This window comes from Arthrobacter sp. R3-55, from assembly GCF_054161505.1.
Genome location: NZ_CP096423.1, coordinates 83491 through 107245 on the forward strand (window position 1 = coordinate 83491; position 23755 = coordinate 107245).

At 62.7% G+C, this 23755-nt stretch carries 29 protein-coding genes; 14 read left to right on the top strand and 15 right to left on the bottom strand.

From position 1 onward, the window contains the following. Window positions 1-28 precede the first annotated feature (28 nt). The 3 genes from M1D51_RS00385 to M1D51_RS00395 all read left to right on the top strand — a co-directional run bounded on the left by M1D51_RS00385 (window position 29) and on the right by M1D51_RS00395 (window position 2155). Entirely contained in the window at window positions 29-982 is a 954-nt protein-coding gene (locus M1D51_RS00385; protein WP_458108088.1) for an alpha/beta hydrolase, read from the top strand. A gap of 91 nt (window positions 983-1073) precedes the next feature. Beyond that, complete coding sequence (locus tag M1D51_RS00390) at window positions 1074-1700, top strand: FMN reductase (RefSeq protein ID WP_458109640.1); 627 nt, start codon at window positions 1074-1076, stop codon at window positions 1698-1700. Window positions 1701-1786: 86 nt separating this feature from the next. Then, the gene (locus M1D51_RS00395; RefSeq protein ID WP_458108089.1) at window positions 1787-2155 is read left to right on the top strand and encodes a TFIIB-type zinc ribbon-containing protein; all 369 of its coding nucleotides are present in this window, start codon (window positions 1787-1789) and stop codon (window positions 2153-2155) included. Window positions 2156-2161: 6 nt separating this feature from the next. Here the strand turns inward: M1D51_RS00395 and M1D51_RS00400 are convergent, their stop codons facing one another. Next, window positions 2162-2737, bottom strand: coding sequence for a hypothetical protein (locus M1D51_RS00400; RefSeq protein WP_172323440.1), 576 nt, complete (start codon window positions 2735-2737; stop codon window positions 2162-2164). Window positions 2738-2743: 6 nt separating this feature from the next. After that, window positions 2744-3217 carry a hypothetical protein gene (locus M1D51_RS00405; protein ID WP_172323472.1) on the bottom strand — a complete coding sequence of 158 codons (474 nt, stop codon included), beginning with the start codon at window positions 3215-3217 and terminating at the stop codon, window positions 2744-2746. Between the two features lie 591 nt (window positions 3218-3808). Here M1D51_RS00405 and dnaB point away from each other — a divergent pair. Then, complete coding sequence (dnaB, locus tag M1D51_RS00410; RefSeq protein WP_089597011.1) at window positions 3809-5197, top strand: replicative DNA helicase; 1389 nt, start codon at window positions 3809-3811, stop codon at window positions 5195-5197. A 95-nt stretch (window positions 5198-5292) separates the two neighbouring features. After that, window positions 5293-6024: a hypothetical protein gene (locus M1D51_RS00415; RefSeq protein WP_172323442.1), complete on the top strand. Its 732-nt coding sequence runs from the start codon at window positions 5293-5295 to the stop codon at window positions 6022-6024. 221 nt (window positions 6025-6245) lie between these two features. Here M1D51_RS00415 and M1D51_RS00420 read toward each other — a convergent pair whose 3' ends face one another. Continuing rightward, complete coding sequence (locus M1D51_RS00420; RefSeq protein ID WP_458108090.1) at window positions 6246-6626, bottom strand: DUF1304 family protein; 381 nt, start codon at window positions 6624-6626, stop codon at window positions 6246-6248. A 99-nt stretch (window positions 6627-6725) separates the two neighbouring features. Here M1D51_RS00420 and M1D51_RS00425 point away from each other — a divergent pair, with 99 nt between their 5' ends. Beyond that, window positions 6726-7463, top strand: a complete 738-nt coding sequence (locus M1D51_RS00425) for a VOC family protein (protein WP_458108091.1) — start codon at window positions 6726-6728, stop codon at window positions 7461-7463. 71 nt (window positions 7464-7534) lie between these two features. Here the strand turns inward: M1D51_RS00425 and M1D51_RS00430 are convergent, their stop codons facing one another. The 6 genes from M1D51_RS00430 to M1D51_RS00455 form a co-directional block, all read right to left on the bottom strand. Next, window positions 7535-8509 carry an acyl-CoA thioesterase gene (locus M1D51_RS00430; protein ID WP_458108092.1) on the bottom strand — a complete coding sequence of 325 codons (975 nt, stop codon included), beginning with the start codon at window positions 8507-8509 and terminating at the stop codon, window positions 7535-7537. Window positions 8510-8571: 62 nt separating this feature from the next. Next, window positions 8572-9144 carry a hypothetical protein gene (locus tag M1D51_RS00435; RefSeq protein WP_458108093.1) on the bottom strand — a complete coding sequence of 191 codons (573 nt, stop codon included), beginning with the start codon at window positions 9142-9144 and terminating at the stop codon, window positions 8572-8574. Next, complete coding sequence (locus M1D51_RS00440) at window positions 9141-9473, bottom strand: PEP-utilizing enzyme (protein ID WP_458108094.1); 333 nt, start codon at window positions 9471-9473, stop codon at window positions 9141-9143. The genes M1D51_RS00435 and M1D51_RS00440 overlap by 4 nt, the downstream gene beginning before the upstream one ends. A 153-nt stretch (window positions 9474-9626) precedes the next feature. Next, on the bottom strand, window positions 9627-10061 hold the full coding sequence (locus M1D51_RS00445; RefSeq protein WP_458108095.1) for a DoxX family protein: 435 nt from the start codon (window positions 10059-10061) through the stop codon (window positions 9627-9629). 68 nt (window positions 10062-10129) lie between these two features. Beyond that, window positions 10130-10540 carry a GNAT family N-acetyltransferase gene (locus M1D51_RS00450; RefSeq protein ID WP_458108096.1) on the bottom strand — a complete coding sequence of 137 codons (411 nt, stop codon included), beginning with the start codon at window positions 10538-10540 and terminating at the stop codon, window positions 10130-10132. Then, window positions 10537-11136, bottom strand: coding sequence for an antibiotic biosynthesis monooxygenase (locus M1D51_RS00455; RefSeq protein WP_458108097.1), 600 nt, complete (start codon window positions 11134-11136; stop codon window positions 10537-10539). The genes M1D51_RS00450 and M1D51_RS00455 overlap by 4 nt, the downstream gene beginning before the upstream one ends. Before the next feature lie 41 nt (window positions 11137-11177). On the opposite strand from M1D51_RS00455, the gene M1D51_RS00460 reads away from it, so the two are divergent. From M1D51_RS00460 to M1D51_RS00470, 3 genes are all read left to right on the top strand, one after another. Beyond that, complete coding sequence (locus M1D51_RS00460; protein ID WP_458108098.1) at window positions 11178-12518, top strand: MATE family efflux transporter; 1341 nt, start codon at window positions 11178-11180, stop codon at window positions 12516-12518. Between the two features lie 9 nt (window positions 12519-12527). Next, window positions 12528-13109 (top strand): DUF308 domain-containing protein, encoded by a 582-nt coding sequence (locus M1D51_RS00465; protein WP_458108099.1) that lies wholly within the window; start codon window positions 12528-12530, stop codon window positions 13107-13109. A gap of 68 nt (window positions 13110-13177) precedes the next feature. After that, window positions 13178-13522 carry a hypothetical protein gene (locus M1D51_RS00470; RefSeq protein ID WP_172323457.1) on the top strand — a complete coding sequence of 115 codons (345 nt, stop codon included), beginning with the start codon at window positions 13178-13180 and terminating at the stop codon, window positions 13520-13522. A gap of 91 nt (window positions 13523-13613) precedes the next feature. On the opposite strand, the gene M1D51_RS00475 is transcribed toward M1D51_RS00470, so the two are convergent. Continuing rightward, window positions 13614-14162: a CGNR zinc finger domain-containing protein gene (locus tag M1D51_RS00475; protein WP_458108100.1), complete on the bottom strand. Its 549-nt coding sequence runs from the start codon at window positions 14160-14162 to the stop codon at window positions 13614-13616. Between the two features lie 71 nt (window positions 14163-14233). Between M1D51_RS00475 and M1D51_RS00480 the strand changes: the two genes are divergently transcribed. Continuing rightward, entirely contained in the window at window positions 14234-15253 is a 1020-nt protein-coding gene (locus M1D51_RS00480; protein ID WP_458108101.1) for an EamA family transporter, read from the top strand. Between the two features lie 132 nt (window positions 15254-15385). Here the strand turns inward: M1D51_RS00480 and M1D51_RS00485 are convergent, their stop codons facing one another. Beyond that, window positions 15386-15649, bottom strand: a complete 264-nt coding sequence (locus tag M1D51_RS00485) for a WXG100 family type VII secretion target (RefSeq protein WP_011776688.1) — start codon at window positions 15647-15649, stop codon at window positions 15386-15388. A 158-nt stretch (window positions 15650-15807) separates the two neighbouring features. On the opposite strand from M1D51_RS00485, the gene M1D51_RS00490 reads away from it, so the two are divergent. Further along, window positions 15808-16080: a DUF2277 domain-containing protein gene (locus M1D51_RS00490; RefSeq protein ID WP_026541100.1), complete on the top strand. Its 273-nt coding sequence runs from the start codon at window positions 15808-15810 to the stop codon at window positions 16078-16080. A 25-nt stretch (window positions 16081-16105) separates the two neighbouring features. On the opposite strand, the gene M1D51_RS00495 is transcribed toward M1D51_RS00490, so the two are convergent. From M1D51_RS00495 to M1D51_RS00505, 3 genes are read right to left on the bottom strand one after another with little or no spacing between them, the layout of a single operon-like run. Further along, window positions 16106-18439, bottom strand: a complete 2334-nt coding sequence (locus M1D51_RS00495; protein WP_458108102.1) for a heavy metal translocating P-type ATPase — start codon at window positions 18437-18439, stop codon at window positions 16106-16108. A gap of 8 nt (window positions 18440-18447) precedes the next feature. Next, on the bottom strand, window positions 18448-18681 hold the full coding sequence (locus M1D51_RS00500) for a heavy-metal-associated domain-containing protein (protein WP_026541102.1): 234 nt from the start codon (window positions 18679-18681) through the stop codon (window positions 18448-18450). Window positions 18682-18730: 49 nt separating this feature from the next. Beyond that, the gene (locus tag M1D51_RS00505; protein ID WP_458108103.1) at window positions 18731-19096 is read right to left on the bottom strand and encodes a metal-sensitive transcriptional regulator; all 366 of its coding nucleotides are present in this window, start codon (window positions 19094-19096) and stop codon (window positions 18731-18733) included. A gap of 172 nt (window positions 19097-19268) precedes the next feature. Here M1D51_RS00505 and M1D51_RS00510 point away from each other — a divergent pair, with 172 nt between their 5' ends. The 3 genes from M1D51_RS00510 (at window position 19269) to M1D51_RS00520 (ending at window position 21713) form a co-directional block, all read left to right on the top strand. Continuing rightward, on the top strand, window positions 19269-19925 hold the full coding sequence (locus tag M1D51_RS00510) for an alpha/beta fold hydrolase (RefSeq protein ID WP_458108104.1): 657 nt from the start codon (window positions 19269-19271) through the stop codon (window positions 19923-19925). 235 nt (window positions 19926-20160) lie between these two features. Beyond that, window positions 20161-20484, top strand: coding sequence for a prevent-host-death protein (locus M1D51_RS00515; RefSeq protein WP_458108105.1), 324 nt, complete (start codon window positions 20161-20163; stop codon window positions 20482-20484). A 218-nt stretch (window positions 20485-20702) separates the two neighbouring features. Beyond that, complete coding sequence (locus M1D51_RS00520; RefSeq protein ID WP_458108106.1) at window positions 20703-21713, top strand: YdcF family protein; 1011 nt, start codon at window positions 20703-20705, stop codon at window positions 21711-21713. 6 nt (window positions 21714-21719) lie between these two features. Here the strand turns inward: M1D51_RS00520 and M1D51_RS00525 are convergent, their stop codons facing one another. Then, window positions 21720-23732 carry a glycoside hydrolase family 3 protein gene (locus M1D51_RS00525; protein ID WP_458108107.1) on the bottom strand — a complete coding sequence of 671 codons (2013 nt, stop codon included), beginning with the start codon at window positions 23730-23732 and terminating at the stop codon, window positions 21720-21722. Window positions 23733-23755 lie beyond the last annotated feature (23 nt).

Consider the following 23755-nt stretch of genomic DNA (forward strand, 5'->3'; position numbering starts at 1 on the left):
ATCTCCATGATGGAACTATTATTGGAGGATGACTTCCTCTCCTGACGTCCTTCCGGCAACTCGCAGGCCCGTTCTCTATTGGGCCTCGGCGGTGTGTGCTGCGGCGTTGGTCCTGGTGCCGCTGTGGATGCTGATCGGGAATCCAGCCGTTCTGCGTGGTCACCCGCTGCTGCCCGCCGTGTTGGTGAGTGCCGCCGTCGTCGGACTTCTTTGGGGTGTCCTGCTGTGGCGGCGCCGCCGCGTTCCCTTGAAGCGTTCTGTCCCCAGGGCGGTAGGGGCGTGGGCTGCTCGCCTGGTTGTTCTGGCGCTTGTGGCAATGCTGGCTTGGCTGAACCCTTTCGCCTATCAACCGGCAGGGGCTGCCACAGCGGCCGGCGTTTCTGTTGCTGAAGAGCCGACGGCGATTGTCCTGACGCCCGACGGCGGACCGGCCGCCAAGGGGTTGGTCTTCTACCCGGGGGCGCGCGTTGAGGCCAGGGCCTATGTGGATATCCTCAAGCCGGCTGCGGAAGCCGGTGCCCTGGTGGTCATCCTCAAGACACCCCTCAACCTCAGTTTGCTGGACGGGAACCAAGCGCGTAGTGCCTTGGCAGCGCATCCGGAGATCTCAACGTGGGCGGTTGGGGGCCATTCGCTGGGTGGAGTCAGTGCAAGTTCGTTCGCGCTGGGTAACCAGGACGTTGACGGCCTGCTCCTGTACGCCTCCTATCCGCTGGATTCCATGCGTGACCGGGCAGGGCTGAAGGTTCTATCCATCTCCGGTTCCGAGGACGGCCTCAGCACGCCCGAAAAGATCAACGCCTCCCGCGAACTCCTGCCTCTGGATGCCACGTTCGTGGAGGTTCAGGGCGGCAATCACGCATTCTTCGGGAGCTATGGGGCCCAGCCCGGTGATGGAGAACCTTCCGTGGGCCGTGAGGTTGCCCAAGGGCAGATTTCCGCGGCTACGGTGGCGTTTCTGGCTCAATTTGGGATGAGTTAGACCCCGCCGGGAATACTTCCGGGCGGGGCCCTGTTCATTGATTTAGATGCAAACGCATGTACGCTGGATGAACAAGCAACAGGAGAATGCCATGGAAACCCGCCGCATCACCGTTCTTTCCGCCGGACTCGGTGTCCCGTCGTCGAGCCGCCTGCTGGCCGACCAGCTGGCCGCATCCGCCGAGCGGCAGCTGCGGGCGGCAGGCTACGACGCAACGATCGAGATCGTCGAACTGCGCGACCTCGCCGTGGATATCGCCAACAACTTTGTGACCGGCTATGCCGCGCCGCGCCTCGCTGAGGTGATTGCCGGCGTCGACCATTCCGATGCCATCATCGCCGTCAGCCCCGTCTTCAGCGCCTCCTACAGCGGACTTTTCAAATCCTTCATCGACGTCCTGGACCCGAAGTCACTGGACGGCAAAGCGGTTCTCCTTGGCGCTACCGGTGGCACCGACCGCCACCAGATGGTGCTCGACTACGCGATGCGCCCGCTGTTCACCTACCTCCGCACCAGGATTGCGGCTACCGGCGTCTTCGCCGGGCCACAGGACTGGGGAAACACCGACGACGGCGGCTCCCCCCTCTCGGCGCGCGTGGACAGGGCAGCTGGTGAACTGGTGCAACTGCTCAGCGGCCCGCAGCCGAACCGCAAGAACGATGCCCTCGAGTCACTGCCGTTCGAGCAGCTCCTGGCAGGGATCTCAGCCGGCAGGTAGCCCCGAAGCACGGGAAGTGAACGCCTGGCGAATCCCGGTCCTTGGTTGGCCCGAACTATTTTGCGGGGTTGATCGTTGGGGCAAACATGAAATGTCCTGTGGATTCCATTGACCTGGTGATGAGCGAACGAAGCGGCGTGGAGATCGACTACTGCCCGCAATGCAGGGGTGTATGGCTGGACCGTGGGGAGCTGGACAAGATCATTGATCGCGTCGCGGCAGAAACCGGTCCTGGTCCTGCCCGTCCGGCGGCTGCACCGTCCCAGCCCCCCATTGCGCCGCCGCCCCTCTACAATCCGTTCGAATCCCGTCCCCAGCAGCCGCGTTATGACGATAGGGACAGGCGCGACTATGACCGGCGCGACGGCGATCGGCGTGACAGTTACGATCGCGACGGATATGGCCGCAAGCGTAAGAAAAAGGAAGGCTTCCTTGGGGACCTGTTCGACTTCTAGGGTTTCCTAGTCGTCCAGCAGTTCAATGAACTCCCGGGCCTGTTTGATGGTGATGTCCGAGTGGCGCGTCAGGGCAATGGCAGCGCCCTCGACATCACCGCTTTTGGCGAGCGTCCGGATTCTTCCGTAAATCTCGTCATTGAGCATGTTGCTGCTCACTTCCCGCGTCACCTCGCCCTTGCTGACGATGGCCCGGTATCGGTAGGGGAAGCGCTCCGGCTCGTCATCGTCGTCCGCCAACAGGTCCTTGGCGGGGGCTTCAGGCGTGAACGGCTGCGGGTGCGCGGCGAGGGCGCCCACGGCGTCACGTGACGCACGCAAGCCTTCCCCGGTCGCCTGAAGGTAAAGCTTGATGGCGGCCATGCCCTGTCCGCGGGCGATCAGGGAGTACAGCTGCCGGTGCTGCTCCTGATTGAGCTTGGCAGCAGACTCCCTGGCAAGTTGCACCGGATCCTTGGGGGCGTTCGCCACTGCTGCGTCCGCCTTGGATTCAGCGGAGCGCTTGGAGAAGGAGCGAATGAGCAGGAGCACGCCCGCAATGACCGCAACGAGGATCAGGAGCGGGATGAGGATGGAATCCATGCGTTGTCAGAGCCGATCTACGTAGTTCTTGGCGGTAAGGAGGTCTGAGTGGGTTGCTTGGCGCAGGACCTTGATGGCCTCGATCTTCTTCCCGCTGCGGACCAGGTTCTGGAGCTCCAAAGCAAGCTGCGGGTTCAGTTGGCCGTTGGGAAGGACGGCGGGCTGGTGGCCGCTTTGGTTGGCTGCGTGTGAGCGTGCGGCCTGGGCCTGGATGGCGGTCCTGGCGTTCTCCGCCTGCTCCCGGTGGCTGGCCTCGTTCTGGCTCGGCTTGGTGGTGGCTTCGATCCGGGCCCGCAATGCCAGCGCCTCCTGCACTTGGGACGCTTGGTGGGCAGCGGAACGGGCCGCGAGTTCCCGCTGGTACCGTTCCGCGTCGGAAACGCCGGTATCGCGCGGTTTGAAAGCCGCTGTGAGTCCCCACAACAGGCCTACGAGGACTAGAAGCGGAAGGGCAATCGTCAACACGTCACCAAAGTTCATCCCCATGCTTAGAGCTTATGCCAGAACTTGGTTATCCACAGCACATTCCACGAACGGCATAAGCTTCCGAGAGGGTGGTGTCAAATCCGGACAGCCTTTGTAAGATGCATCACATTTGCGGCATGTTTGGCGTGCTTTCCGCTCTCCATAACGCCCGATGGCGACTGTTGGCTGTGGATTAATTCCCCGCAAAACTTTCTTTAGTCCACAGCATGTGAGCCGTGTTTTCGCAGGTCAGAGGCTTGTTTCCCGTAAAAGAATTTCTCTATCCACAGAGTAACCCACAGTCTGTGCACAACGCTGGGCAGGTATTCCACAGGTTTTCCACAGGGGGTGCCCGGCACCTGCTGTAACGTGTCTGGAGTGTCCATTTTGGACGCGGATATCCCCCCTTGAGTTTCTCCGAGCCCTGCAAAATCCACTACTGGCAGCAGGCCGGCGATATCGGCTGTGGATAACTTGTGGATACGTTATTTTGTCCGCCCTGTCTGGCATTGTCAGAGGCACCAGGCGGACTCCGTAGCCACACACTGCGCTTTACGGGCCGCCAGGGAGTAGATCTCTGCAGCGGTACACAAATGGAGGACGGCTTTGTCAGTTACGCACTTGGACTCAATCGAGGGCACACGCGCTTCGGACTCGAGCCGGAAACCTCCCCAGGATATCCCCGCTGAACAGTCCGTGCTCGGCGGCATGATGCTGTCCAAGGACGCGATTGCGGACGTGGTTGAAATCGTCCGTGGGCACGACTTCTACCGTCCCGCGCACGAGACCATCTACGAGTCCATCATCGACCTCTACGGCCGTGGCGAACCTGCCGACGCCGTCACCGTCTCCGATGAACTCACCAAGCGCGGAGAAATCAACAGGATCGGCGGTCCTGCCTATCTGCATGAGCTCATCCAGACCGTACCCACGGCGGCCAACGCCGGGTACTACGCCGAGATCGTTGCCGAACGCGCGGTCCTTCGCCGCCTCGTCAACGCGGGCACCAAGATCGTCCAGATGGGCTACGGCCAGGACGGCGAAGTGGAAGACCTGGTAAACCAGGCCCAGGCAGAGGTCTATGCGGTAGCGGAAAAGCGCACTGCCGAGGATTACGTGGCGTTGAAGGACGTCATGGAGTCCACGGTGGACGAGATCGAGGCCTCCGGCCACCGCGGCGAAGGCATGACCGGTGTTCCTACCGGCTTCTATGAGCTGGACGAACTGACACATGGCCTCCACCCCGGCCAGATGATCGTCATTGCAGCACGTCCCGCCGTGGGTAAGTCCACGTTCGCGTTGGACTTTGCCCGTTCTGCGGCCATCAAGAACAACCTGGCTACCGTCATGTTCTCCTTGGAAATGGGCCGGAACGAGATTGCGATGCGCCTTCTTTCCGCGGAAGCCACTATTGGCCTGCAGGACCTCCGCAAGGGCACCATCAAGGACGAGCAATGGTCCAAGATCGCCACCACCATGGGCCGCATGAACGACGCTCCGCTGTTCATTGATGACAGCCCCAATATGTCGCTCATGGAGATCCGGGCAAAATGCCGCCGCCTGAAGCAGCAGCACGACCTCAAGCTGGTGATCCTGGACTACCTCCAGCTCATGAGCTCCGGCAAAAAGGTGGAATCCCGCCAGCAGGAAGTCTCGGAGTTCTCGCGTGCACTCAAGCTGCTCGCCAAGGAGCTGCAAGTTCCCGTCATTGCCCTGTCACAGCTGAACCGCGGTTCCGAGCAGCGTCAGGACAAGCGCCCCATGGTCTCCGACCTCCGTGAATCCGGCTCCATCGAGCAGGACGCTGACATGGTTATCCTGCTGCACCGCGAGGATGTCTATGACAAGGAATCGCCCCGCGCCGGCGAAGCCGACATCCTCATCGCCAAGCACCGTAACGGTCCCACCAAGGACATAGTGGTTGCCTTCCAGGGCCACTACTCGCGCTTTGCCAATATGGCAGGCGACGCAGGCGCTGGTGGGGGCGGCTTCTAGACCGTACGGTCTGGTCCAGGGCGACCAAATAAGGCCAGTAGTCTGAGTGGAGTCCGTGTTTGCGGGCGCATCGCTAAGAATTATTGGGGAAACACATGAAGAAAAATTCGCTGCTCGGATTCGGGGCATCGGCACTGGTGATTTTGGCTCTCACGGCTTGTGGTGGTGGGACGGCGGCCCCACAAGGATCAAAGTCCGCCCCGGCCAGCGAGGCTGCTGCTCCGGCGCCGACGCCCGTGAAGCAGTACACCAAGGAAGAGCTCATCGGATTGGTCGGGCAGGTCAAGCTGGCTGATGGCACCACCCCCGCCGTCCTCTCCGGCGACGAGCTGCTGGCGCAGTATGACTCGGTGGTCAAGGGATTCGCGGGAGCCACCATTGAACCCGCCGCCTGCAAGGATCCTTTCCTGCTCGGGGCGCCGCGCACCATCGATGGTTCCGCGGTGGCCGGCACCACCCGCACCAAGGCCAACGGTTTCATCAGCAGTGTCTCCATGACATCCGGCGTCGATGCTGCCCGTCTCCAGGACGATTTGGAGAAGAGCAAGTCCCAGGCGGAGGAGTGCAAAAAGGTGACGTATTCCGCTGAAGGGCAAACCCTCACCACCTCTACTCAAAAGGTCGACGGTGTGGGCAAAGTACCCGGAACAGTGGGTTACAAGACCGTCATGGCCCTCCCTGACGGAAGGGTGGGTGCAATCTACATCGCCCATGCGGTCAAAGATGGTGTCCTGATCTCCGCCACGGCCTCTGCTAGTGACGGTGTGGACGGTGGACCGCAAGCGGCCGGGGCACTCATGGACCAGGCAGCCGCGCTGATCAAGTAGTTCTTGCATTCGGAGGCCGCTCAGGCTGGTGCTTTCCTGCCCTGGGCGGCCTTTTTTGGTGCCTATGGGGCAGGGCAGCCATCAGAACGATTTCGCGGAAGCCGGCGCGGGCGGACCAACGTTCCCGCGCGCTGGAAATCTTCTTCCCAGCCGCGGGTCAGGCAGCGGACCTTGGTCACTGTAGGCCAGTCCGGGATGTGCTGCCCGGGAGACCTGCCACTTCACCCCAAAATCAGGTAGAAGACCACTGCCAGGCCGGGAAAGAGGGCTTGCCCGATGGCGCTCAAGAGCAAGCGCTTTTCCGTCACCCAGAGCCAGAATCCCAAGAAGACATGGCTCGCACAGCAGAAAAGAACAATGGCTGTACCGCCGGCGGTGTTGCCGGAGTTCAGCATCCACAATCCCACCGCTATGCCAACCCCGAAGGTGATGTTGTAGGCGCCAACGTTCATGGCCCACATGCGCGCGGCACGGACATCGCCAGGTTCTATGAGGAAAAAACGGTGAAGGCGCTGATCGCCGTGCCGGAAGATCTCCATCAAGCCGACGATGATTAAGGCCAAGGCCGTAGCCCCTGCCAACACCTGACTCAGTAGATTCATGAGCGCGCCCTCCGGACGGAAGCCAGGACACCCACCTGCCTGTTCGTGGAGAATACGCCGCTGAGGCTTCGGCCAGCAAGAGGTATAGGGTTGTGCGGCATGGCACTGCGACTGGTTCAGGTGAACTTCAAAGCCCGGGATGACTCTGCTCTCGGGAAGTTTTGGGCTGACGCCCTCGGATGGGGTATTTCCAGTGAGGGCCCTGGCGTGACCAACCTTGAGCCTTTGGGTTTCAGCTGGCCGGACCCTTCAGCCGTCTGCATTGACGTCGTGACAGTTCCAGACCCGGATGCGGTGAATTACCGGGTGCACCTGGACCTCGCTACCACTTCTGCCGCCCACCAAGCAGAACTGGTCGCGCGACTCAAGGAACTCGGCGCGACTCCGGCGGACATCGGTCAGGGAGACGTTCCATGGACGGTACTCGCCGATCCCGAGGGCAACCTGTTCTGCGTCCTGGAACCCCGCCCGATCTATCAGGACACAGGACCGATTGCCACTGTGGTGGTCAACTGCACCGATCCGCGGGCCATGGCCGGGTTCTGGAGTGGGGCCACAGACTGGACCCTCCATGAGGTGAACGATGACCATGCCAGGCTGCGGTCGTCGTCGGGGGTTGGCCCATATTTGGAGTTGCTCCGCACGCCGGACCCCGATGCACTGCACAACCGCATCCATCTGGACCTGAAGCCGTATCCCGGAGACGACCGGACGACTGAAGTGGAGCGGCTGCATGCGCTAGGCGCCTCTGATGCCGATATCGGCCAAGGAGACGTGCCGTGGAGGTGTCTTACGGATCCCGAAGGAAACGAGTTCTGCGTGCTGGGGCCAGGGTGATCCTGAAGGTCAGCCGATCAGGTTGTCGGCAAACACCGCCCCGAAGACGGCCACCACAATAACGGCATCCATCAGCTGCCAGCGGCCTTCAGCAGGTGGTCCGGCAGCCGGTTTCCGGGCGCCCGGCCACGGATTTCCAGGAGTTCGCGGGCGTGCGCGTGCAGTTTTTTGTCCTCATCGGACACCGGCTCCCAAGCCGGGATGGGCACCGAGGTTCCTGTTTCATCGCGCGCCACCATCACTGTGAGGCAGTAAGTGGTCAGGTTCATTTCACGGGTTTTCGGATCGCCGGAACGGACGTGGACTGCGATGTGCATGCCCTTGGCGCCGGTGTAGACGAGGCGGGCCTCGACTTCCACTACGTGGCCGATCAGCAATGGCCGGTAGAAGCGGACGCCGCCGGAGAAGACGGCCACGGTGTCCTTGCCGCAGTACCGCGAGGCGCACACATACGCGGCCTCATCGATCCACTTCATGACGATGCCACCGTGGACCTTGCCACCCCAGTTCACGTCGGTGGGGGACGCCATGAACCGCAGGACGACGCGCTCGGCGGTCCCGGCGTCGGTATATTCCTGGGCATTCATCGCGTTAACGATCTGCTCGCGGACCTCAATGCGCGCCAAGGCGTGGTCGCGCTGCTCAATCTCAACAGGTGTTGACGGCTCAAACTGGGGGACGGGAATCGGTTTGCCGTCCGGACCGACGGCTACGAAGATGACCATGCATTGGCTGTGCATGGTCTCGGGACCGCCCTTGGGATCACGCGAGCTGACCACCGTGTGGATATGCATGGAGGACCGGCCGGTGTAGACGATGGTGGAGGTCACCTCAACCATGTCGCCGCTGTTGACCGGATCCGTGAAGTGGATGTTGCCCACGTAGGCGGTGACACAGTACGACTTTGACCAGCCCACTGCTGCTGCGTACGCTGCCTTGTCCACCCACTCAAGGACGGTGCCGGCGTCGACGGACCCGCTGTGTCCGACGTCCATGGGTGCCGCCAGGAAGCGGAGGGTCACTGAATTGGCGGCGTCATCGCTCATGCTTGGAATCTTACTGTCGGCAGGTTTCTGTTACGTGACTAAGACGTGAGGGCCCGTACGCGTTAGCTGCGCTGAATTCCCAGGCTGGCGATGAGGTCCTCGTGCAGCTCGAACCAGACGCGGTGGAACGAGTCACGATCCGTTGCCGTGACCCAGGCCGTGTCATCCGGAACGAGCGCAAGTGCGTGGCGCAGGCGTTCGGAGTAGCCGTGAAATCGTGGGAGAACGGCAGTCAGCCGGTCTTCCAAAGGACGCCACGCAGCCAAGGCTCCACCCAGGAGGTCCATGGCGTCGTTGGCTTCGGCCTTGGCTAAAGAGTGCAGCTGGATGGCACTGCAAGCCTCCACAACACTGGTGTTGATGTTCGCGAAATGGTCGTGCACAGCCAAAGCCGTTTCGCGCGCACCCGCGGTGTCCAGTTCAGCGGCCAGGAGGCGCTCGTTCTCGGTCCTGCCCAGGCTCGACAAAGACCAACCGCTGCTCCCCGCAAAGGTGCTGTACGAAACGAAGCCGTTCACACCGGCGTCGATGAGTTGGGACTCCACCGTCCCGCGATCCTGGCTGAAGCGTTCCGCTACAGCCTCCGTATCTGCAAAGCCGAGAAGGCGCACGGCATGAAGGGTGAGAAGTGTCATTTGCTGTCCGCGACCGTGACGGTCCCCTGCGCGCCATCCACGGCTACCAGGCCGCCGTCGGTCAGCAGTTCCAGTGCGTCGCGTACGCCCAGCACGGCAGGAATTCCGTACTCCCTGGCCACAATCGCTGCGTGGGACAGCATCCCCCCGGATTGCGTGACGACGGCGGAGGCCATGCCAAAGAGGGGTGTCCATGCAGGGTCCGTGGTGCGGCAGACCAGAACATCGCCGGAACGGAAGCGGCTGAATTCGTCGGGTCCGTGAATGAGTCGTGCCGGTCCCTGGGTTGTTCCGGTACTGGCACCGACGCCGGTGAGGATGGTCTTCATGCTGCCATTTCTACCATCGAAACGTCCGACCCTCTTTCACGTCCCCTGCCTTAAACGCCAGCGCTCTCTCCCTTTCTTGAAGCAAGGGAGAGAGCGTCGGCGTTTAGGGGCTGTTATGTGATAGAGCGTCGGGGGACGCGGGCGGGGGCCTGACTACGCGAGGACGCGCAGCTTCGACCCGGAGCGGCCGAACAGTGCGGCGTCGGCAGAGATTTTGCCTGCTCCGGCCAGTGCCAGGGCCAAAGCTGCACCGGCGAAGAGCAGCACCAGTTCGTACCCGCCGTTGCCGACGAAGACGCCGGCCGGCGCGTGCACCAGGAAGAGTGCGCCGAGCATGTTGACGGCCAGGAGGGCTGCAAATACCCGGGTCAGAAGCCCGATGATCAATGCGATGCCGCCCGCCAGTTCCAGCGTTGCAACAATCGGGGCAACGGCTGAAGCGCCGGGGACGCCCATCTGCGCGAAGGAGGCCTGGGTGCCTGCGATAGTGAATTCGTTGAACTTCTGCCAACCGTGCGCGGCGAAGAGAAATCCTGCAATAACGCGCAGGATGGTCAGGGCTGTGGTGGTCAAGCTGGACTTGTTCATAGCTTCAACCATCCAAGAGATAACTTGAAGTGTCAACTAATCATGGCTTTTTATGACCAAATTCCCAGCTACCTGTTTTCCCGCCGCTCAAGATAGCGCGCATCCGGCTCCGCGAATCCGAACTGTTTGTACAGCCCATGGGCATCGCCGGTGTGAAGCATCCAGCGGAAGTTTGCCCCCGGCCCGTCGTCGATCATTTCCTGCACTATGGCCTTGCCCAGCGACTGGCCGCGCGCGGATTCATGGACGTAAACATCGGCCAGGTAGGCGATGGCGACGCCGTCGGAAAAGGCCCGGGCATAACCAACCATGGCCCCGGTGACGGCATCATAGGCGCCCACAATCCGCCAGGCGTTATCCAACTGGGCCTCCACGTCGTCGCGCGTACGCCATTTCCCCCAGTAGACATTGGTGGAGAGTTCCGCCCAGAGCCACTCGCGATCCACGCGGTCCTTATCCGCCGAGAGAACGTAGGTCATTTCCGGGCACCCCTGGCACGAACCGAACGGCTACGGCGGGGCTTCGCCTGAAGCCACGGCTGCAGCAGCCTGGTGGTGATGGGAAGGAAAATGTACGTCATCAGCGGCGTGAGGATCACGATGTTGAGGAGAACCGAGAACACCAGCGGCCAGTCCTGCGTCAACGGGTGCAGCAGGAAATTGGCCAGCAGGCTCAGGGGGAAGAACGGCAGGAAGATGCTGATGGCCTGCTTCCAGCGCGGCGGCACTACCGTTTCGGGCACTACTACGGAGACGTCGCCGGGCCGTGAGAACCAACCTTCAATCCCCGTGTGGCGTTCCACGCGGGTGGTTTCCATCATGTCCCTGGCGCTGTCGATCCACCAGCGCCGCTCCTCCGAATCCTCCCAATCCTGCAGGGAATCGGCGTCGGCAAAGCGGTAAAGCATGTGCCATTCAGTGGAATCCACGCCGTTGCGAACCCAGCCCGATCCCAGATACCCCGGCCATTCGCGGGCGAGTTCCTGGCCGGCATGGGCCCAGGCGTTGGCTTGGCGGGTGTAGCCCGGGAGGATGGTGCGGGCGACGGAAACGGTGACGGGATGCTCATGTGACACGGCCCAAATGTACCCGGCCCGCGGCGGACTAGTCTGGTTTAGTGCCTCAAACCACAACCACTCCCACCCGTTCCAACGCCCGCGAGATCCTCCGCCTGGCTGTTCCTGCTTTCGGCGCGCTCATCGCTGAGCCACTGTTCCTGCTGGCCGACTCGGCAATCGTCGGGCACCTGGGCGTCGACCAACTGGCGGGAGTAGGTCTCGCGTCCACCATCCTCCACACCGCCGTGGGGCTGATGGTCTTCCTGGCATATTCAACGACGCCGGCAGTCGCCCGGGCGATCGGCGACGGCAAGCTGGGGAAGGCTTTGGCGGCAGGGCGCGACGGCGTGTGGCTGGCGCTGCTGCTCGGATTGGCGCTCGCAGTGGTTGGTTTTGTGGCGGCCGAGCCCCTGGTGGGGTTCATGGGAGCTACTGGAGACGTTCGCCAGTTCGCCGTCGATTATCTGCGCTGGTCCATGCCTGGCCTGGCCGCGATGCTCCTCATTTTTGCCGGCACGGGTGTTCTTCGCGGACTCCAGGACACCCGGACCCCGCTTGTCGTGGCAACTGCGGGCTTTGCCGTGAACATCGCCCTGAACCTGTTCTTCGTGTACGGATTGAACATGTCTGTGGCTGGTTCCGCAATGGGCACCAGCATCGCCCAATGGGCCATGGCCGCCGTCTATCTGGTGATGGTCAGCCGCAACGCCCGGCAACACGGCGTGTCCTTGCGACCCGACTGGCATGGCATCCGCGCCATGACCAAGGTGGGTTCGTGGCTCATGCTCCGCACCCTCAGCCTTCGCCTCGCCATCCTCGCCACCGTCTTGGTGGTCACAGCCCAAGGCGCCGTGAACCTCGCGGCCCACCAGCTGGCCATGACGATTTTCTCGTTCCTCGCCTTCGCCCTGGATGCCCTGGCCATTGCCGCGCAGGCGTTGATCGGCAAGGAACTTGGCGCCCGGAACGCCGGCCGGGTCCGGGAACTGACGCGCACCATGATCCGCTGGGGCCTCGGATTCGGCGTGATCACCGGCGTGCTCCTGGCCATTGCCGCACCCTGGGCCGGGTACCTCTTCACCCCTGACGCCGGTGTCCGCTCGGCCCTCACCGTCGCCCTTTGGGTGCTCGCGCTGGGACAGCCCCTGGCAGGCTACGTTTTCGTCCTCGACGGAGTCCTTATCGGCGCCGGCGACGCGCGGTATCTGGCGATTGCCGGCGTCGTAAATCTTGCCGTCTATGTGCCGTTGTTGGTGGCAGTCCACCAGCTAAGGCCCGACGGCGAGGCGGGGCTCCTGTGGCTGTGGGCGGCGTTTGCGCTGGGCTACATGCTGGCCCGCGGGGTGACTTTGGGGCTGCGTGCACGTACGGATCGGTGGATGGTGCTGGGTTCGCACTAAACTGGACGGGTGACTCTCCCAGCGACTTCTGCCCAGACTCCTTCTGCCTCCGCGGACGGACTCTGGAAACCCGTGCTGATCCGTGCCACCGTGGCACTGGTGTTCGGCGCGGTCACGATCTTCTGGGCTACCCCCTCGGTGCATGTCCTGGCGTGGGCCGTGGGCTTGTATCTGCTCGCCACCGCCGGGGCCGTGTGGATGGCCCGCGCTTTGCCGGTGGCGGTACCTGTGGTGGTGGCTCTGGGTGGCGTTGGCGCGTTGGTAACGCAGTCGGACGCGGGTGTAGCTTTGTCGGCAATGCTGGCCCTGCTGGTGCTGGGGCTCCTTGAGTTCGCCCATGGTTTCCGGAAACGGGACATGTTGGCGCGCGACTGGCTCGTTTCCGGCGTCATTTCCGTGGGAACCGCAGTGTTGATGCCGTTCTTCACCTCGCTCGGGGCGCATGCGCTGCTGGGGGTTGCCGGTGGTGGGGCCATCATTTCCGGTGTGCTGTGGATTCTGTCCGGACTGACTTTGCGGCACGATGCCAAGACAGCCTCCGGCACTTCCCAGGCCGCTGCTCCCGGCGCTTCGCCCGAGGCCGTAAACTAGTAGCTGGACGTTCTACTCGTTGTAGAACTTTTGCAGACCGGCGGGCACGAACCGCCATCATTGGAGGAATGACCGTGGCTGACCAGACACCAGGAGAACCGCGCAAGATGCGGACCTCGGTCAAGGGACCGCTCATGTTCTCCGCGTTCTTTGCAGTACTGGCTTTCGTGGCTGTTCTCATCTTCGCTTCCGGCGGCAGCGCGAAGGCCCCGCGGTTCGACCTCGCCTTCACCGGCGCCGGCATCGCGTTCATCGTGAGCCTCGTTGTGGCGGCCATGTTGTCCATGAGCCACAAGGAAAACGCCGACCACCTCGGCAAGGGATCCGGAGTCAACCTCAGTTCCAAGCGTCCCGGGCACGGTGGTCCGGGGGCTCCGGACGACGAGACTGAAGCGCCCGACGCCGGCCGCTAACCTACCAGCGCTTCCTCACCTTGGTGGGGGAGCGCTTTTTTGTTGGCGCTGCTGGTCTCTGCCTGCGTCACGCTGTGCACACCTGGCCCTTCTATTCGCCCTCGGCAGCCTTCCTGGCCCGGTACGCGGCGACGTGGGCGCGGTTGGCGCAGTTGCCGGTGTCGCAGTAGAGCTTGGAGCGGTTGCGGCTGAGGTCCAGCACCACGGCGTCGCAGTCCTCTGCAGCGCACACCCGCATGCGCTCCATTTCCCGGCTGCGGATCACGTCGATGATGCCCATGGCGGCTTCGGTGCCCATCCGGTCTGCCAGGGGAGCTTCGGGGGTGGTGGCGTGGAGGTGCCAGTCCCAGTGATCGTGCTTTACCAGTTGGGGCAGTGCCTTGGCGTCGGCCAGGATCTTGTTGACGGACTTTGCGGCCCTGTCCTCATCGGCGCTCCAGAGTGCCGTGAGTTCACTCCGAAGTCGCTTGATGCTGTTCAGCTCGGCAGGGGAATTGACCCGCGAACCCGTGAACTCTTCCGCTTTCAGGAACGCATCGAGGTCCTCAAGGGTGACGAGTGATTCCTGCCCATTGGCTGCCGTGTTGATCAGATTGACGACGCTGCGAAGGGCAACTTCGGTGTCAGGCGCAAAAAGCACTTTGACTCCTTACAAGTTTCGGGAGTACTGTCATGACCATAAGCCCACTTTACTCCTGACAGGAGGCTGCTGTGTCAGCTCCAACGACGAAGGCTGATGCAAAAGGTTTCCTCGCATCAGGACTCGGCATCGCACTCTTTTCTTCCGCTGTCTTTGGCACGTCCGGCTCTTTCGCCAAGTCGATGCTGGAAACCGGCTGGTCACCCGGCGCCGCAGTTGCCGTGCGCCTTACAGGTGCCGCGCTGATCCTGCTGATACCCGCCGTCGTGGTTCTCCGTGGCCGCTGGCTCCAGCTCAAGGACAACTGGCTCACCATCCTGCTCTTCGGACTGATTGGCGTGGCAGGCTGCCAACTGTTTTACTTCAACGCCGTGGCGCGGTTGTCTGTGGGCGTAGCACTGCTTCTCGAGTACCTGGCGCCAGTAATGATTGTGCTGTGGCTCTGGATCGCCAGCCGACGACGGCCGCGCGCGCTCACAGCTGCCGGCGCCCTGCTGTCCCTTGGCGGCCTGGTCCTGGTGCTTGACCTGACCGGTGCCGTGAAGGTGGACTTCATCGGGGTCCTGTGGGGCATGGCTGCGGCCGTGTGCCTGGTGATCTACTTCTTCATTACCGCCAAGGAGAATGACACCCTGCCTCCACTGGTACTCGCTTCCGGCGGCCTCCTGGTCGGTGCAGTGGTGATGTGGCTGGTGGGCCTGTTGGGGCTGCTGCCCATGACGTTCAGCGCTGCGGACACAACCCTTGGCCCGTGGACCACTCCGTGGTGGGTATCCGCCGTCGGGCTCATTATCCTGGCCACAGTGCTCGCTTATGTTTCCGGGATCATGGCGGCCCGCAGCCTGGGCTCCAAAGTAGCGTCGTTCGTCTCGCTGACCGAAGTGCTGTTCGCCGTGATCTGGGCGTGGCTGCTGCTGGGAGAACTCCCGGGGCCAATTCAATTGCTGGGCGGCCTCCTCATTGTGGGCGGCGTGGTCCTGGTCCGGGTTGACGAGCTCCGGGGCGACCGCCGCGCCGCCCGGGTCCTGGACCACCCGAACGACGTCGAACCCGTCCCGAGCGGTTCGGTCACCGAAGCGCCCCGCGGCTAAGCCGGAGGAATCCCGGGCTTGTTCGAAATCTCCGCCGAACAACGGCAGCGTGTGCGAACAACGCCGGGACTCGTTGCTCCCTTAACAGCAAAGAACCCGGACGCTGGTGCGTCCGGGTTCTTCCCAACTGTCTTAGTTGGAAGCCTGCTGCTGCTGCTCAGCGTTCTTCTGAGCGCGGTCGCCGGCTTCGCGAAGTGCGTCGGCAACCTTCTTCAGGTTCGAAGCGTGCTGGCTGTCCCACTCGCCGCGGAACTTGTCAGCGTCCGGGCCCTTCCAGTCGGTGCCATCAAGCGCGCCCTTGAGCTGTGAACGCTGCTGCTCGATGTTCTCGGCACCTGCCTTCAGCTTGTTACCGAGCTGACGAAGCTGATCAACATCTGCACCCCAAATAGCCATGAGATTCTCCTTCATTTGTTCGGACCCGAGCTCTTCGGCATCCCCAGCGGCCTCCGGCTCATCCGGAAGATCCAATAACTAAAACCTATCCCGGGAATCCAAAAACCGTCGATGGGCACCCCTCCCCATGCAGCACTGCCCATAGTTAGCATGGGGTTATGTGCCGCAATATCAGGACCCTGCATAACTTCGAACCGCATGCCACGAATGCCGAAGTGGAGGCCGCAGCGCTGCAGTATGTGCGCAAAATCAGCGGATCCACCAAGCCTTCCAAGGCCAACGAGGAAGCCTTCGCAGAGGCTGTCCACGAGATCGCGCATATTACGCAGCATCTCCTGGACTCCTTGGTGAGCAATGCTCCGGCGAAGAACCGGGATGAGGAAGCAGCCAAGGCAAAGGCCCGGTCGGCCGTCCGTTTCGGGACAGCCTAGCCGGGCCCTGCTTCCGTTCCTGGGTCTACTTCCCGAAGGAGCGCAGCCTCAGCGAGTTGGCTACTACCAGCACCGAGCTCGCTGCCATCGCTGCGCCGGCGATCATGGGGTTAAGGAATCCCAGTGCTGCCACCGGGATGCCGATCGCGTTGTAGAAGAACGCCCAGAACAGGTTGGTCTTGATGGTGGAGAGGGTTTTGCGGGACAGCTCAATCGCCTGCACCAGCTGACCAAGGTCGCTGCCCATCACCGTGAGATCGGATGCCTCGATGGCAACATCCGTCCCTGAGCCCATCGCGATGCCAAGGTCCGACTGTGCCAAGGCCGCAGCGTCATTCACGCCGTCACCGGCCATGGCTACCGTGGCGCCGGAGGCCTGGAGTTTCCGGACTGCCTCGACCTTGCCCTCGGGCAGGACGCCAGCGAAGACATCGTCCGCTGAAATCCCGACGGCGGCCGCTACTTGCGCGGCCACTGCAGGGTTATCGCCGGTCAACAGGATGGGGCGGATGCCCAGGTCCTTCAACTTTTGGATTGCCGCTGCCGAACCGGGCTTGATGGTATCGCTCAGGCTGATAATGCCGGCCGGCTGGCCGTCAACGGCAACCCAAATTGCCGTGGCACCCGCGTTTTCCTCTGCAGCGAGTGCTTCCCGCTGGCTGGAGTCGAGCGTGATGCCGTTCTCCTCGAGCCAACCGGAGCGTCCCACAACCACGGTCTTGGTGGTTCCCTCGAAAGCAACGGTTCCCCGGACGCCGCCGCCCGGAGCGGAACTGAAGCCCTCGACGTGAGGCAGGCTGCCGCCGTCGTGCCTTGCTTCCTGCGCCGAGGCCGCAATCGCGTGGGCGATCGGGTGCTCAGAGGCGGCTTCAACCGCTCCGGCCAGCGTCAGGACGGCGGCCTGGGAGTAGCCGTTGAGGCCCACAGTGTGGTCCACGGCGAGCTTTCCGCTGGTCACGGTGCCCGTCTTGTCCAGCAGGATGGTGTCCACGTGCCGGGTATCCTCAAGAACCTGCGGCCCCTTGATGAGAATGCCCAGCTGGGCTCCTCGGCCCGTTCCCGTCAGCAGCCCCACCGGAGTCGCCAGGCCCAAGGCACAGGGGCAGGCGATCACCAGGACCGCGACGGCGGCCGTGAAGGCTGCATTGAGGTCACCGGAGAAGAACAGCCACAGCAGGAACGTCACCAGGGCGATAACCAGCACGATCGGCACGAACACCGAACTGATCCTGTCCGCCAGCCGCGCAATGGGCGCTTTTCCGGTCTGCGCCTGGCTGACCAGTCGACCCATCTGGGCGAGCGTCGTGTCAGAGCCAACGCGGGTTGCCCGCACCAGCAGGCGTCCCGAAGTGTTGATCGTTGCACCTGTCACAGCGCTGCCGGGACCGACTTCCACCGGCACCGACTCGCCGGTCACCAGTGAAGCATCGACGGCGGAAGCACCATCCGTGACCACACCATCGGTGGCGATCTTCTCGCCGGGGCGGACCACAATCACGTCATCCACCAGGAGTTGATCGGCTGGGATCTTCTGCTCCACGCCGTCCACCAGGATAGTGGCGTCCTTGGCGCCCAAATTCAGCAGGGCCTTGAGAGCATTGCCGGCCTTGGCCTTCGCATTCGCCTCAAGGTAGCGGCCCAGCAGCAGGAACGTGGTGACCACCGCGGCGACCTCGAAGTACAGCCCGCCGCCGGACATGTTTTCCATGCCGGGGTGTTCAGTCATCCGGGGATCCGTGAACAACTGCCACGCCGAGTACAGGTACGCGGCGATGACGCCGATGGAGACCAGAGTGTCCATGGTGGAGGCGAAGTGACGGGCGTTGACGGCGGCCGCGCGGTGGAACGGCCAGGCCGCCCAGCTCACCACCGGCAAGGCCATTGCCCCCACAACCCAGCCCCAGTTGGCGAACTGGAGGGCGGGGATCATGGAGATGGCAAACACTGGAATTGTCAGAAGCGCCGCAACGATCAGACGCGGGCGGAGCGTCGAGGCGGAGGGCCCATGCTCCATGTGATTTTCGTGCTGAGCGCCGCCGGAAGCGTGTCCAACTTCCATCGCCTCGCTTCCGTGGTGGTGCTCGTGGGGGCGGGGTTCGCGGGTGTGTGGCGCAGGGGCTTGGCGGACGGTGGCTTTGTAGCCTGTCGCGTTGACTGTGTCCACGATTTGCTGGTCTGTCACGGTTGCCGGGACGGTGACGTGGGCTGATTCGAGGGGCAAGTTGACGCTGGCCTCGACTCCTTCAAGTTTGCCCAGTTTTCGTTCCACTCGATTGACGCACGAGGCGCAGGTCATGCCCTCGATGTCCAGTTCGATGATCCTGTGTGTAGGTTGGTTGAAAGTCTCCTGGCTACTCAAGAGGACTCCTAAGCTTCGTTGGCTACCACCAGGTAGCCGGCTTCTGCCACGGCTTCGCCAATTTCAGACGGCGAGAGCTCCTTGGTTGAGGTGATGGTCACGGTGGACAGTCCACCGGGGTTGAGGTCTACGGCCACATTTTCGACGCCGTTGAGCGACTCAAGTTCTTCGCTCACGCTGGAGACGCAGTGGCCGCAGGTCATGCCGGAAACGTTGACGTTGGTCTGGATGGTCTGGCTCATGGTGGTCTCCTTGGTGGTGAGTTGGATGGTGTGGTGGTTGTTGGCGGAATTACCGCAGCAGGCGCCCGATGGCATCGGTGGCCTCCTTCACTTTGGCGTCGATCTGTTCGGCGCGGGCTTCAGGGTTGGGCTCGGAAGCAGCCCCAACGACGCAATGGCCGATGTGCTCCTCGACGAGTCCCAGGCTGACGGCATGGAGGGCCTTGGTGGCGGCAGCCACTTGGGTGAGGATGTCGATGCAGTATTTGTCGTCCTCCACCATCCGCGCGATTCCGCGGACTTGCCCCTCGATGCGTTTCAGGCGTTTGAGGTACGCGTCCTTGTTGCTGGTGTACCCGTGGGGTGCGGTGTGCTCCGGTTCCACCTCGATGGCGGGTGCATCCGGTTGGCTCATGCTCAGGTCTGGCGTGCTCATACTTAGAATCTATACCCATGGGGGGTATGCGTCAAGTACCCCCTAGGGGTATCCCTTCGGGAATTGGGCCTGGGGTAAAGCCCTGACTCGTCCCATACTGGAGTCGGCGCCGTCGATGCTGGTTAATCGCTGGCGCATGCACCGGGGGAGCGATGTCGGAAGGAGTAGGAAGATGGCGGTTTTCGTACTGATTCATGGTGGAGGCTCCACGTCGTGGGACTGGCACTTGGTCCAGCCCCTGCTCGAGGCTGCGGGCCATGAGGCTATTGCTGTGGACCTGCCCATCGAAGACAAGGACGCGATGCTTGAGGACTACACCCGCGCGGCGACGGAGGCGGCCGACGACGCCCGGCACACCATCGTGGTTGGCCACTCGCTCGGCGGTTTCACGGCGCCCCTGGTCTGCGATGAACTCAATTCGGACGGCCTGGTGTACCTCTCGGCAATGATTCCCATGCCGGGTGAGGCCTTCGGTGAGTGGTGGACCAATACCGGACATGATCGCGAGACTATCCCCGACGAGGCGTTCTTCAACCTCGTCCCTGACGATCTTGAACAGCAGGCCCGGAACAAGGAACGCGATCAGCGGGGGGCCTGGATGTCTGGACCTTGGCCTGGCCACCATCCGGACGTGCCCACACTGGCCATTCTGTGCCGTGACGACCAGTTCTTCCCGGCGTCGTTCATGCGGCGCCAAGTACAGGACCGGTTGGGAACCGAACCGGTGGAAATCCCGGGCGGCCATTACGTCACGCTGAGTCATCCGGGTGAAGTGGCTGCGGCGTTGAACCAGTTTGCCCAGGGGATCGCACTAACACGACCAGCGTGAGTGCCAGCTGGTCTGGACTTCAGAATACGTTCTGAGTTAGTGTTATTGCATGGGTGCAGCCACAAAATCTGAAAGAACAACCCGACCTTCCCGGGCTACGGCAGCGTCCGAGTCCTTCAGAGCCCGCACGTCATTTCAGTCTTCTGAACTGAGCCGATCCTCGGCGGACGTTTTTGCGGCTGCCGCAGACCATCCCGTTAAGGTCACGCGTCGTGATGGCGAATCTCTGGTACTGATGTCGGAAAGCGCCAATGCGGCACGCGTTTCCCTGCTCGAACTCGCGGCACAACTGGTCGCTGTTTCGACGAGCATGGAGGGAACGCTCGCGGACCGGATGAGCGATCGTTTTCCTTGGATGCTGGCCCTGAGTCCGGATGACCGGGTGGCGTGTGCCGAAAAGGTGCTAGCGGCGGCAAGGGCGTCCTTTGCAACCAATCAGCCTCATCTGGCGATTGCAGAACTGACATCATGGCGCGAAACGGCGACAGCCCTCGCGGCGGGGCTGGGCAGGGTACCCGTGGAGTGGTTGGAAGCCTCGGAAGCTGTAGAGCGTCCATAGCGAATGCCGAAGAACGAAAAGGTTGAGCGTCCGACCAAGTAGAGCGAGTACGAACTCCGAACAAGCCACCCCAACGAGACCAAGAGCTGAATCCCACCCAAAAGCCCGACGTCGGCACCCACCCGGTGGCCGACGTCGAACTTTACTCACGCGGCGACCGACTACCGTGGCATCGGTGGCCAGACCAGGGCGCCATCCTCAACGCATAGGCTTGAACCATGCTGAACCTGGTCCTTGGACTTCTCTTTGCGGGGCTCTTCCTTGCCTCCTACCAGTCCGATCGGCGCAGGCTCCGCAACGGGGTTTTCCTGCTGGTGGCGGCGTGGTTGCTGCTTCAGGCTCTCCTGGATTTCCTGATCGACCTGAATCCGTGGTTCGAGTGGCTGAACCTGGTGGTCGTTGTGGTCCCGGTGGTGAGCATCTTCGTGTTTGCCGGCTTCCTGATCGCCAACGGCATCACCATGGTCCGCAGGGAAGGCCCCGGCATCAGCAGCTTCCTGCCCATCGCCGTGGGCCTGGCAGTCTTCCTCGCTCCGGTTGTCGCTTTCCTCTTTGTACTGAGCGGGCAACCGGTCCTGGCCGGCCTCGCCGCGTTGGCGTTCTTCCTCTGCGCTTACCTGGGCTGCGCCTTTGTGGTGTTCCTTGGGTATGCGCTGGTGTATTCAAGGATGCGGTTCAGCGCGAACCCGGCGGCGGTGATTGTCCTGGGCTCCGGTTTGATCGACGGCAAAGTCCCGCCATTGCTCGCCGCGCGCCTGAACAAGGCTTTGGAAATTTACGACGGCGGCGCACCGGCCAGGCCCGTACTGGTGCCTTCCGGGGGCCAAGGCCCGGACGAACCCCGGCCCGAGTCCACGGCAATGAAGGAGTACCTGGTGGCCAAGGGTGCTTCGGCCGTCGATGTGCTGGAAGAAAACCAGGCCACCACCACCCGCGAGAACCTGGCGTACTCGGTTGCCTTGCTTGCCGACAAAGGCATCCAGGGACCGTTGCTGGTGTGCACCAACAACTACCATGTTCTCCGCGCGGCCCTCTTGTCCCGGCGCCAGAAAATCAACGCCGAGGTAGTGGGTGCTCCCACTGCCAGGTACTTCGTGCCAAGCGCCTTCCTCCGTGAGTTCGTGGCCGTGATGAGGGACAACCGGCTGACAAACGTGGTCCTTTGCCTGCCCATGTTCGGGGTTGCCCTGCTCATCACGGTCGCACTGATGAACTCCTCTGTGGTGTAAGTCCTTCTACGGTTTGGGAAGTCCCGTGGTGAACGTGTGGCTCCATTCAGTAACCGCGCCTTCGGTGAACACGTACCCCTTGCCTGGGACTGCAACGACAGCCACGGTTCCGGACGGCTTCCTGTAGGTCCCGGCCGTGATCTCCTTGCCGTCCAGCAGGTAGGTCACGCCGTCCACCGTTGGAACGGTGTAGGCGTCCTGTCCCTGACCCGGGCGGTCAGTGAAGGTGACGGCCGCCGGCGTCGCGGTGTCGTAGTGGAGGCCGAATCCCAAAGGCAACAGGACGCCGTCGCCGTCTGCTTCGGGTATGTTGACCGGCAGCTTGCCGCCGGGGTTCACCGCACCCGAGATGGCGCGGGCCACGCCGTGGAAGTTGACCTTATTGACTCCGTAACTGTTCAGCACGGCGGCTGCTCCGGGGAAGACACTGACGTCGTAGGGATTGCGGGTGGCAATGACGATTACCGGGGTTCCGGTGGCCGCCAGTTCCGCCACCATCTGCTGCTGGGCCGCATTGGTGGTGGCGTTGTAGGAAGTGAACACCACCGCGTCGGCTCCGCCCGCCGCGGCAACCGCACGGGCACGATAGGCGGCAGAGGGCGAGCTTCCATTCTCGTAGTCCTCCGTCACCGCGAATCCCTGTTCCTTGAGCAGCGGTCCCGCATTTTCAGGCCTGCCGGAACCTGCACCCACCATCAGTACGGAGCTGCCGGAGGCGAGGGGCAGGATCCGTTCCTCGTTGCGGAGCATGGTCACCGCGCGGTCCGAAATCAGGTTGGCGGTAGCCAGATTGGCGGCGGTTCCCACCGTTTGGTCCACGGCGTTGAGGTCCGCCATCGGCTGCTCGAAGACTCCCCGCTTGACCTTCCACTCAAGGATCCGGCGGACGGACTCGTCAAGGCGGCTTTCGCTGAGTTCACCGGACTCGACGGCGGCGCGAACCCCCGCGAATGAGGCATCCACATCGGGGGAGTTGAGCAGGATGTCAGAGCCGGCCTGGATGGCCTTGACCGCGATTTCTTCCTGGGGCCATTCGGCGGCCATTGCAGCCATATCCAACGCATCCGTGGTGATCAGGCCCTTGAATCCCATCTCTTCCCGGAGCAAACCGGTCAGAACCTTGGGGGACAGGGTGCCGGGCATCTCGGGGTCGATGGCCTCCACAATGATGTGGGCCGTCATGACCATATCCACGCCACCGTCAATGGCGGCTTTGAAGGGTTTCAGGTGTTGGTTCAATGTCTCGCGGTCATAGGTGACAGTGGGCAGCCCGTAGTGGGAATCCACCGAGGTATCGCCGTGGCCGGGGAAATGCTTGGCTGCCGCACCCACGTTGTGCTCCTGCATGCCGTGGATCTGTGCCACACCCAGTGCGCTGACGAGCGCCGGATCTTCACCCATGGAGCGGATGCCGATCACGGGATTGTCGGGGTTGGAATTGAGGTCCAGGACGGGTGCGAAGTCCACGTTGATGCCCATGGCACGCATCTCGGAGCCCAGGATTTCGCCCTGTGCCCTTGCAAGGTCTGCGTCTGCCGTGGCACCCAAAGCCATGTTGCCGGGGAGGACGGTGGCCGGCGAGCCGATGCGCGCAACCAGGCCGCCTTCCTGGTCGATGGTGACTGCCAACGGAATGCCGGTTCCGTCCTGGCCTACGGCAGCTTGTTGCAGGCCGTTGGACAGACCGGCCACCTGCCGGGGGTTGTTGGTGTTCCCGGACCAGGCGAAGTAGAGGACTCCGCCAAGGTTGTACTTGGCTACGACTTCAGCGGGGGTATTGACGCCGTAGCGAGCCTGGTTGCTGGCCGCCATGGATGTGTCCTCTGCCGAGGAACCATAGACGTGCGTCCAAGTCATTTGGCCGATCTTCTCGTCCAGCGACATGCCGGAAATCATGGCCTCGATATCCGGGGAGGCGGCGACCGTCGTCGTGCGCGCGGTGGTGGGGGCGGCTGCGGCGGCGCCCACCGTCGCCACTCCCGCGCCTGTCATGAGAAGCGCGGTGGCGGCCGCCGTCATCAACGTAGTTCCTTTTCTGAGCA

Coding starts and splice junctions, on each gene's coding strand:
- M1D51_RS00385 (WP_458108088.1), top strand. CDS start 29: ATGACTTCCTCTCCTGACGTCCTTCCGGCAACTCGCAGGCCCGTTCTC.
- M1D51_RS00390 (WP_458109640.1), top strand. CDS start 1,074: ATGGAAACCCGCCGCATCACCGTTCTTTCCGCCGGACTCGGTGTCCCG.
- M1D51_RS00395 (WP_458108089.1), top strand. CDS start 1,787: ATGAAATGTCCTGTGGATTCCATTGACCTGGTGATGAGCGAACGAAGC.
- M1D51_RS00400 (WP_172323440.1), bottom strand. CDS start 2,737: ATGGATTCCATCCTCATCCCGCTCCTGATCCTCGTTGCGGTCATTGCG.
- M1D51_RS00405 (WP_172323472.1), bottom strand. CDS start 3,217: ATGAACTTTGGTGACGTGTTGACGATTGCCCTTCCGCTTCTAGTCCTC.
- M1D51_RS00415 (WP_172323442.1), top strand. CDS start 5,293: ATGAAGAAAAATTCGCTGCTCGGATTCGGGGCATCGGCACTGGTGATT.
- M1D51_RS00420 (WP_458108090.1), bottom strand. CDS start 6,626: ATGAATCTACTGAGTCAGGTGTTGGCAGGGGCTACGGCCTTGGCCTTA.
- M1D51_RS00425 (WP_458108091.1), top strand. CDS start 6,726: ATGGCACTGCGACTGGTTCAGGTGAACTTCAAAGCCCGGGATGACTCT.
- M1D51_RS00430 (WP_458108092.1), bottom strand. CDS start 8,509: ATGAGCGATGACGCCGCCAATTCAGTGACCCTCCGCTTCCTGGCGGCA.
- M1D51_RS00435 (WP_458108093.1), bottom strand. CDS start 9,144: ATGACACTTCTCACCCTTCATGCCGTGCGCCTTCTCGGCTTTGCAGAT.
- M1D51_RS00440 (WP_458108094.1), bottom strand. CDS start 9,473: ATGAAGACCATCCTCACCGGCGTCGGTGCCAGTACCGGAACAACCCAG.
- M1D51_RS00445 (WP_458108095.1), bottom strand. CDS start 10,061: ATGAACAAGTCCAGCTTGACCACCACAGCCCTGACCATCCTGCGCGTT.
- M1D51_RS00450 (WP_458108096.1), bottom strand. CDS start 10,540: ATGACCTACGTTCTCTCGGCGGATAAGGACCGCGTGGATCGCGAGTGG.
- M1D51_RS00470 (WP_172323457.1), top strand. CDS start 13,178: ATGACCGTGGCTGACCAGACACCAGGAGAACCGCGCAAGATGCGGACC.
- M1D51_RS00485 (WP_011776688.1), bottom strand. CDS start 15,649: ATGGCTATTTGGGGTGCAGATGTTGATCAGCTTCGTCAGCTCGGTAAC.
- M1D51_RS00490 (WP_026541100.1), top strand. CDS start 15,808: ATGTGCCGCAATATCAGGACCCTGCATAACTTCGAACCGCATGCCACG.
- M1D51_RS00500 (WP_026541102.1), bottom strand. CDS start 18,681: ATGAGCCAGACCATCCAGACCAACGTCAACGTTTCCGGCATGACCTGC.
- M1D51_RS00505 (WP_458108103.1), bottom strand. CDS start 19,096: ATGAGCACGCCAGACCTGAGCATGAGCCAACCGGATGCACCCGCCATC.
- M1D51_RS00510 (WP_458108104.1), top strand. CDS start 19,269: ATGGCGGTTTTCGTACTGATTCATGGTGGAGGCTCCACGTCGTGGGAC.
- M1D51_RS00515 (WP_458108105.1), top strand. CDS start 20,161: ATGTCGGAAAGCGCCAATGCGGCACGCGTTTCCCTGCTCGAACTCGCG.
- M1D51_RS00520 (WP_458108106.1), top strand. CDS start 20,703: ATGCTGAACCTGGTCCTTGGACTTCTCTTTGCGGGGCTCTTCCTTGCC.
- M1D51_RS00525 (WP_458108107.1), bottom strand. CDS start 23,732: ATGACGGCGGCCGCCACCGCGCTTCTCATGACAGGCGCGGGAGTGGCG.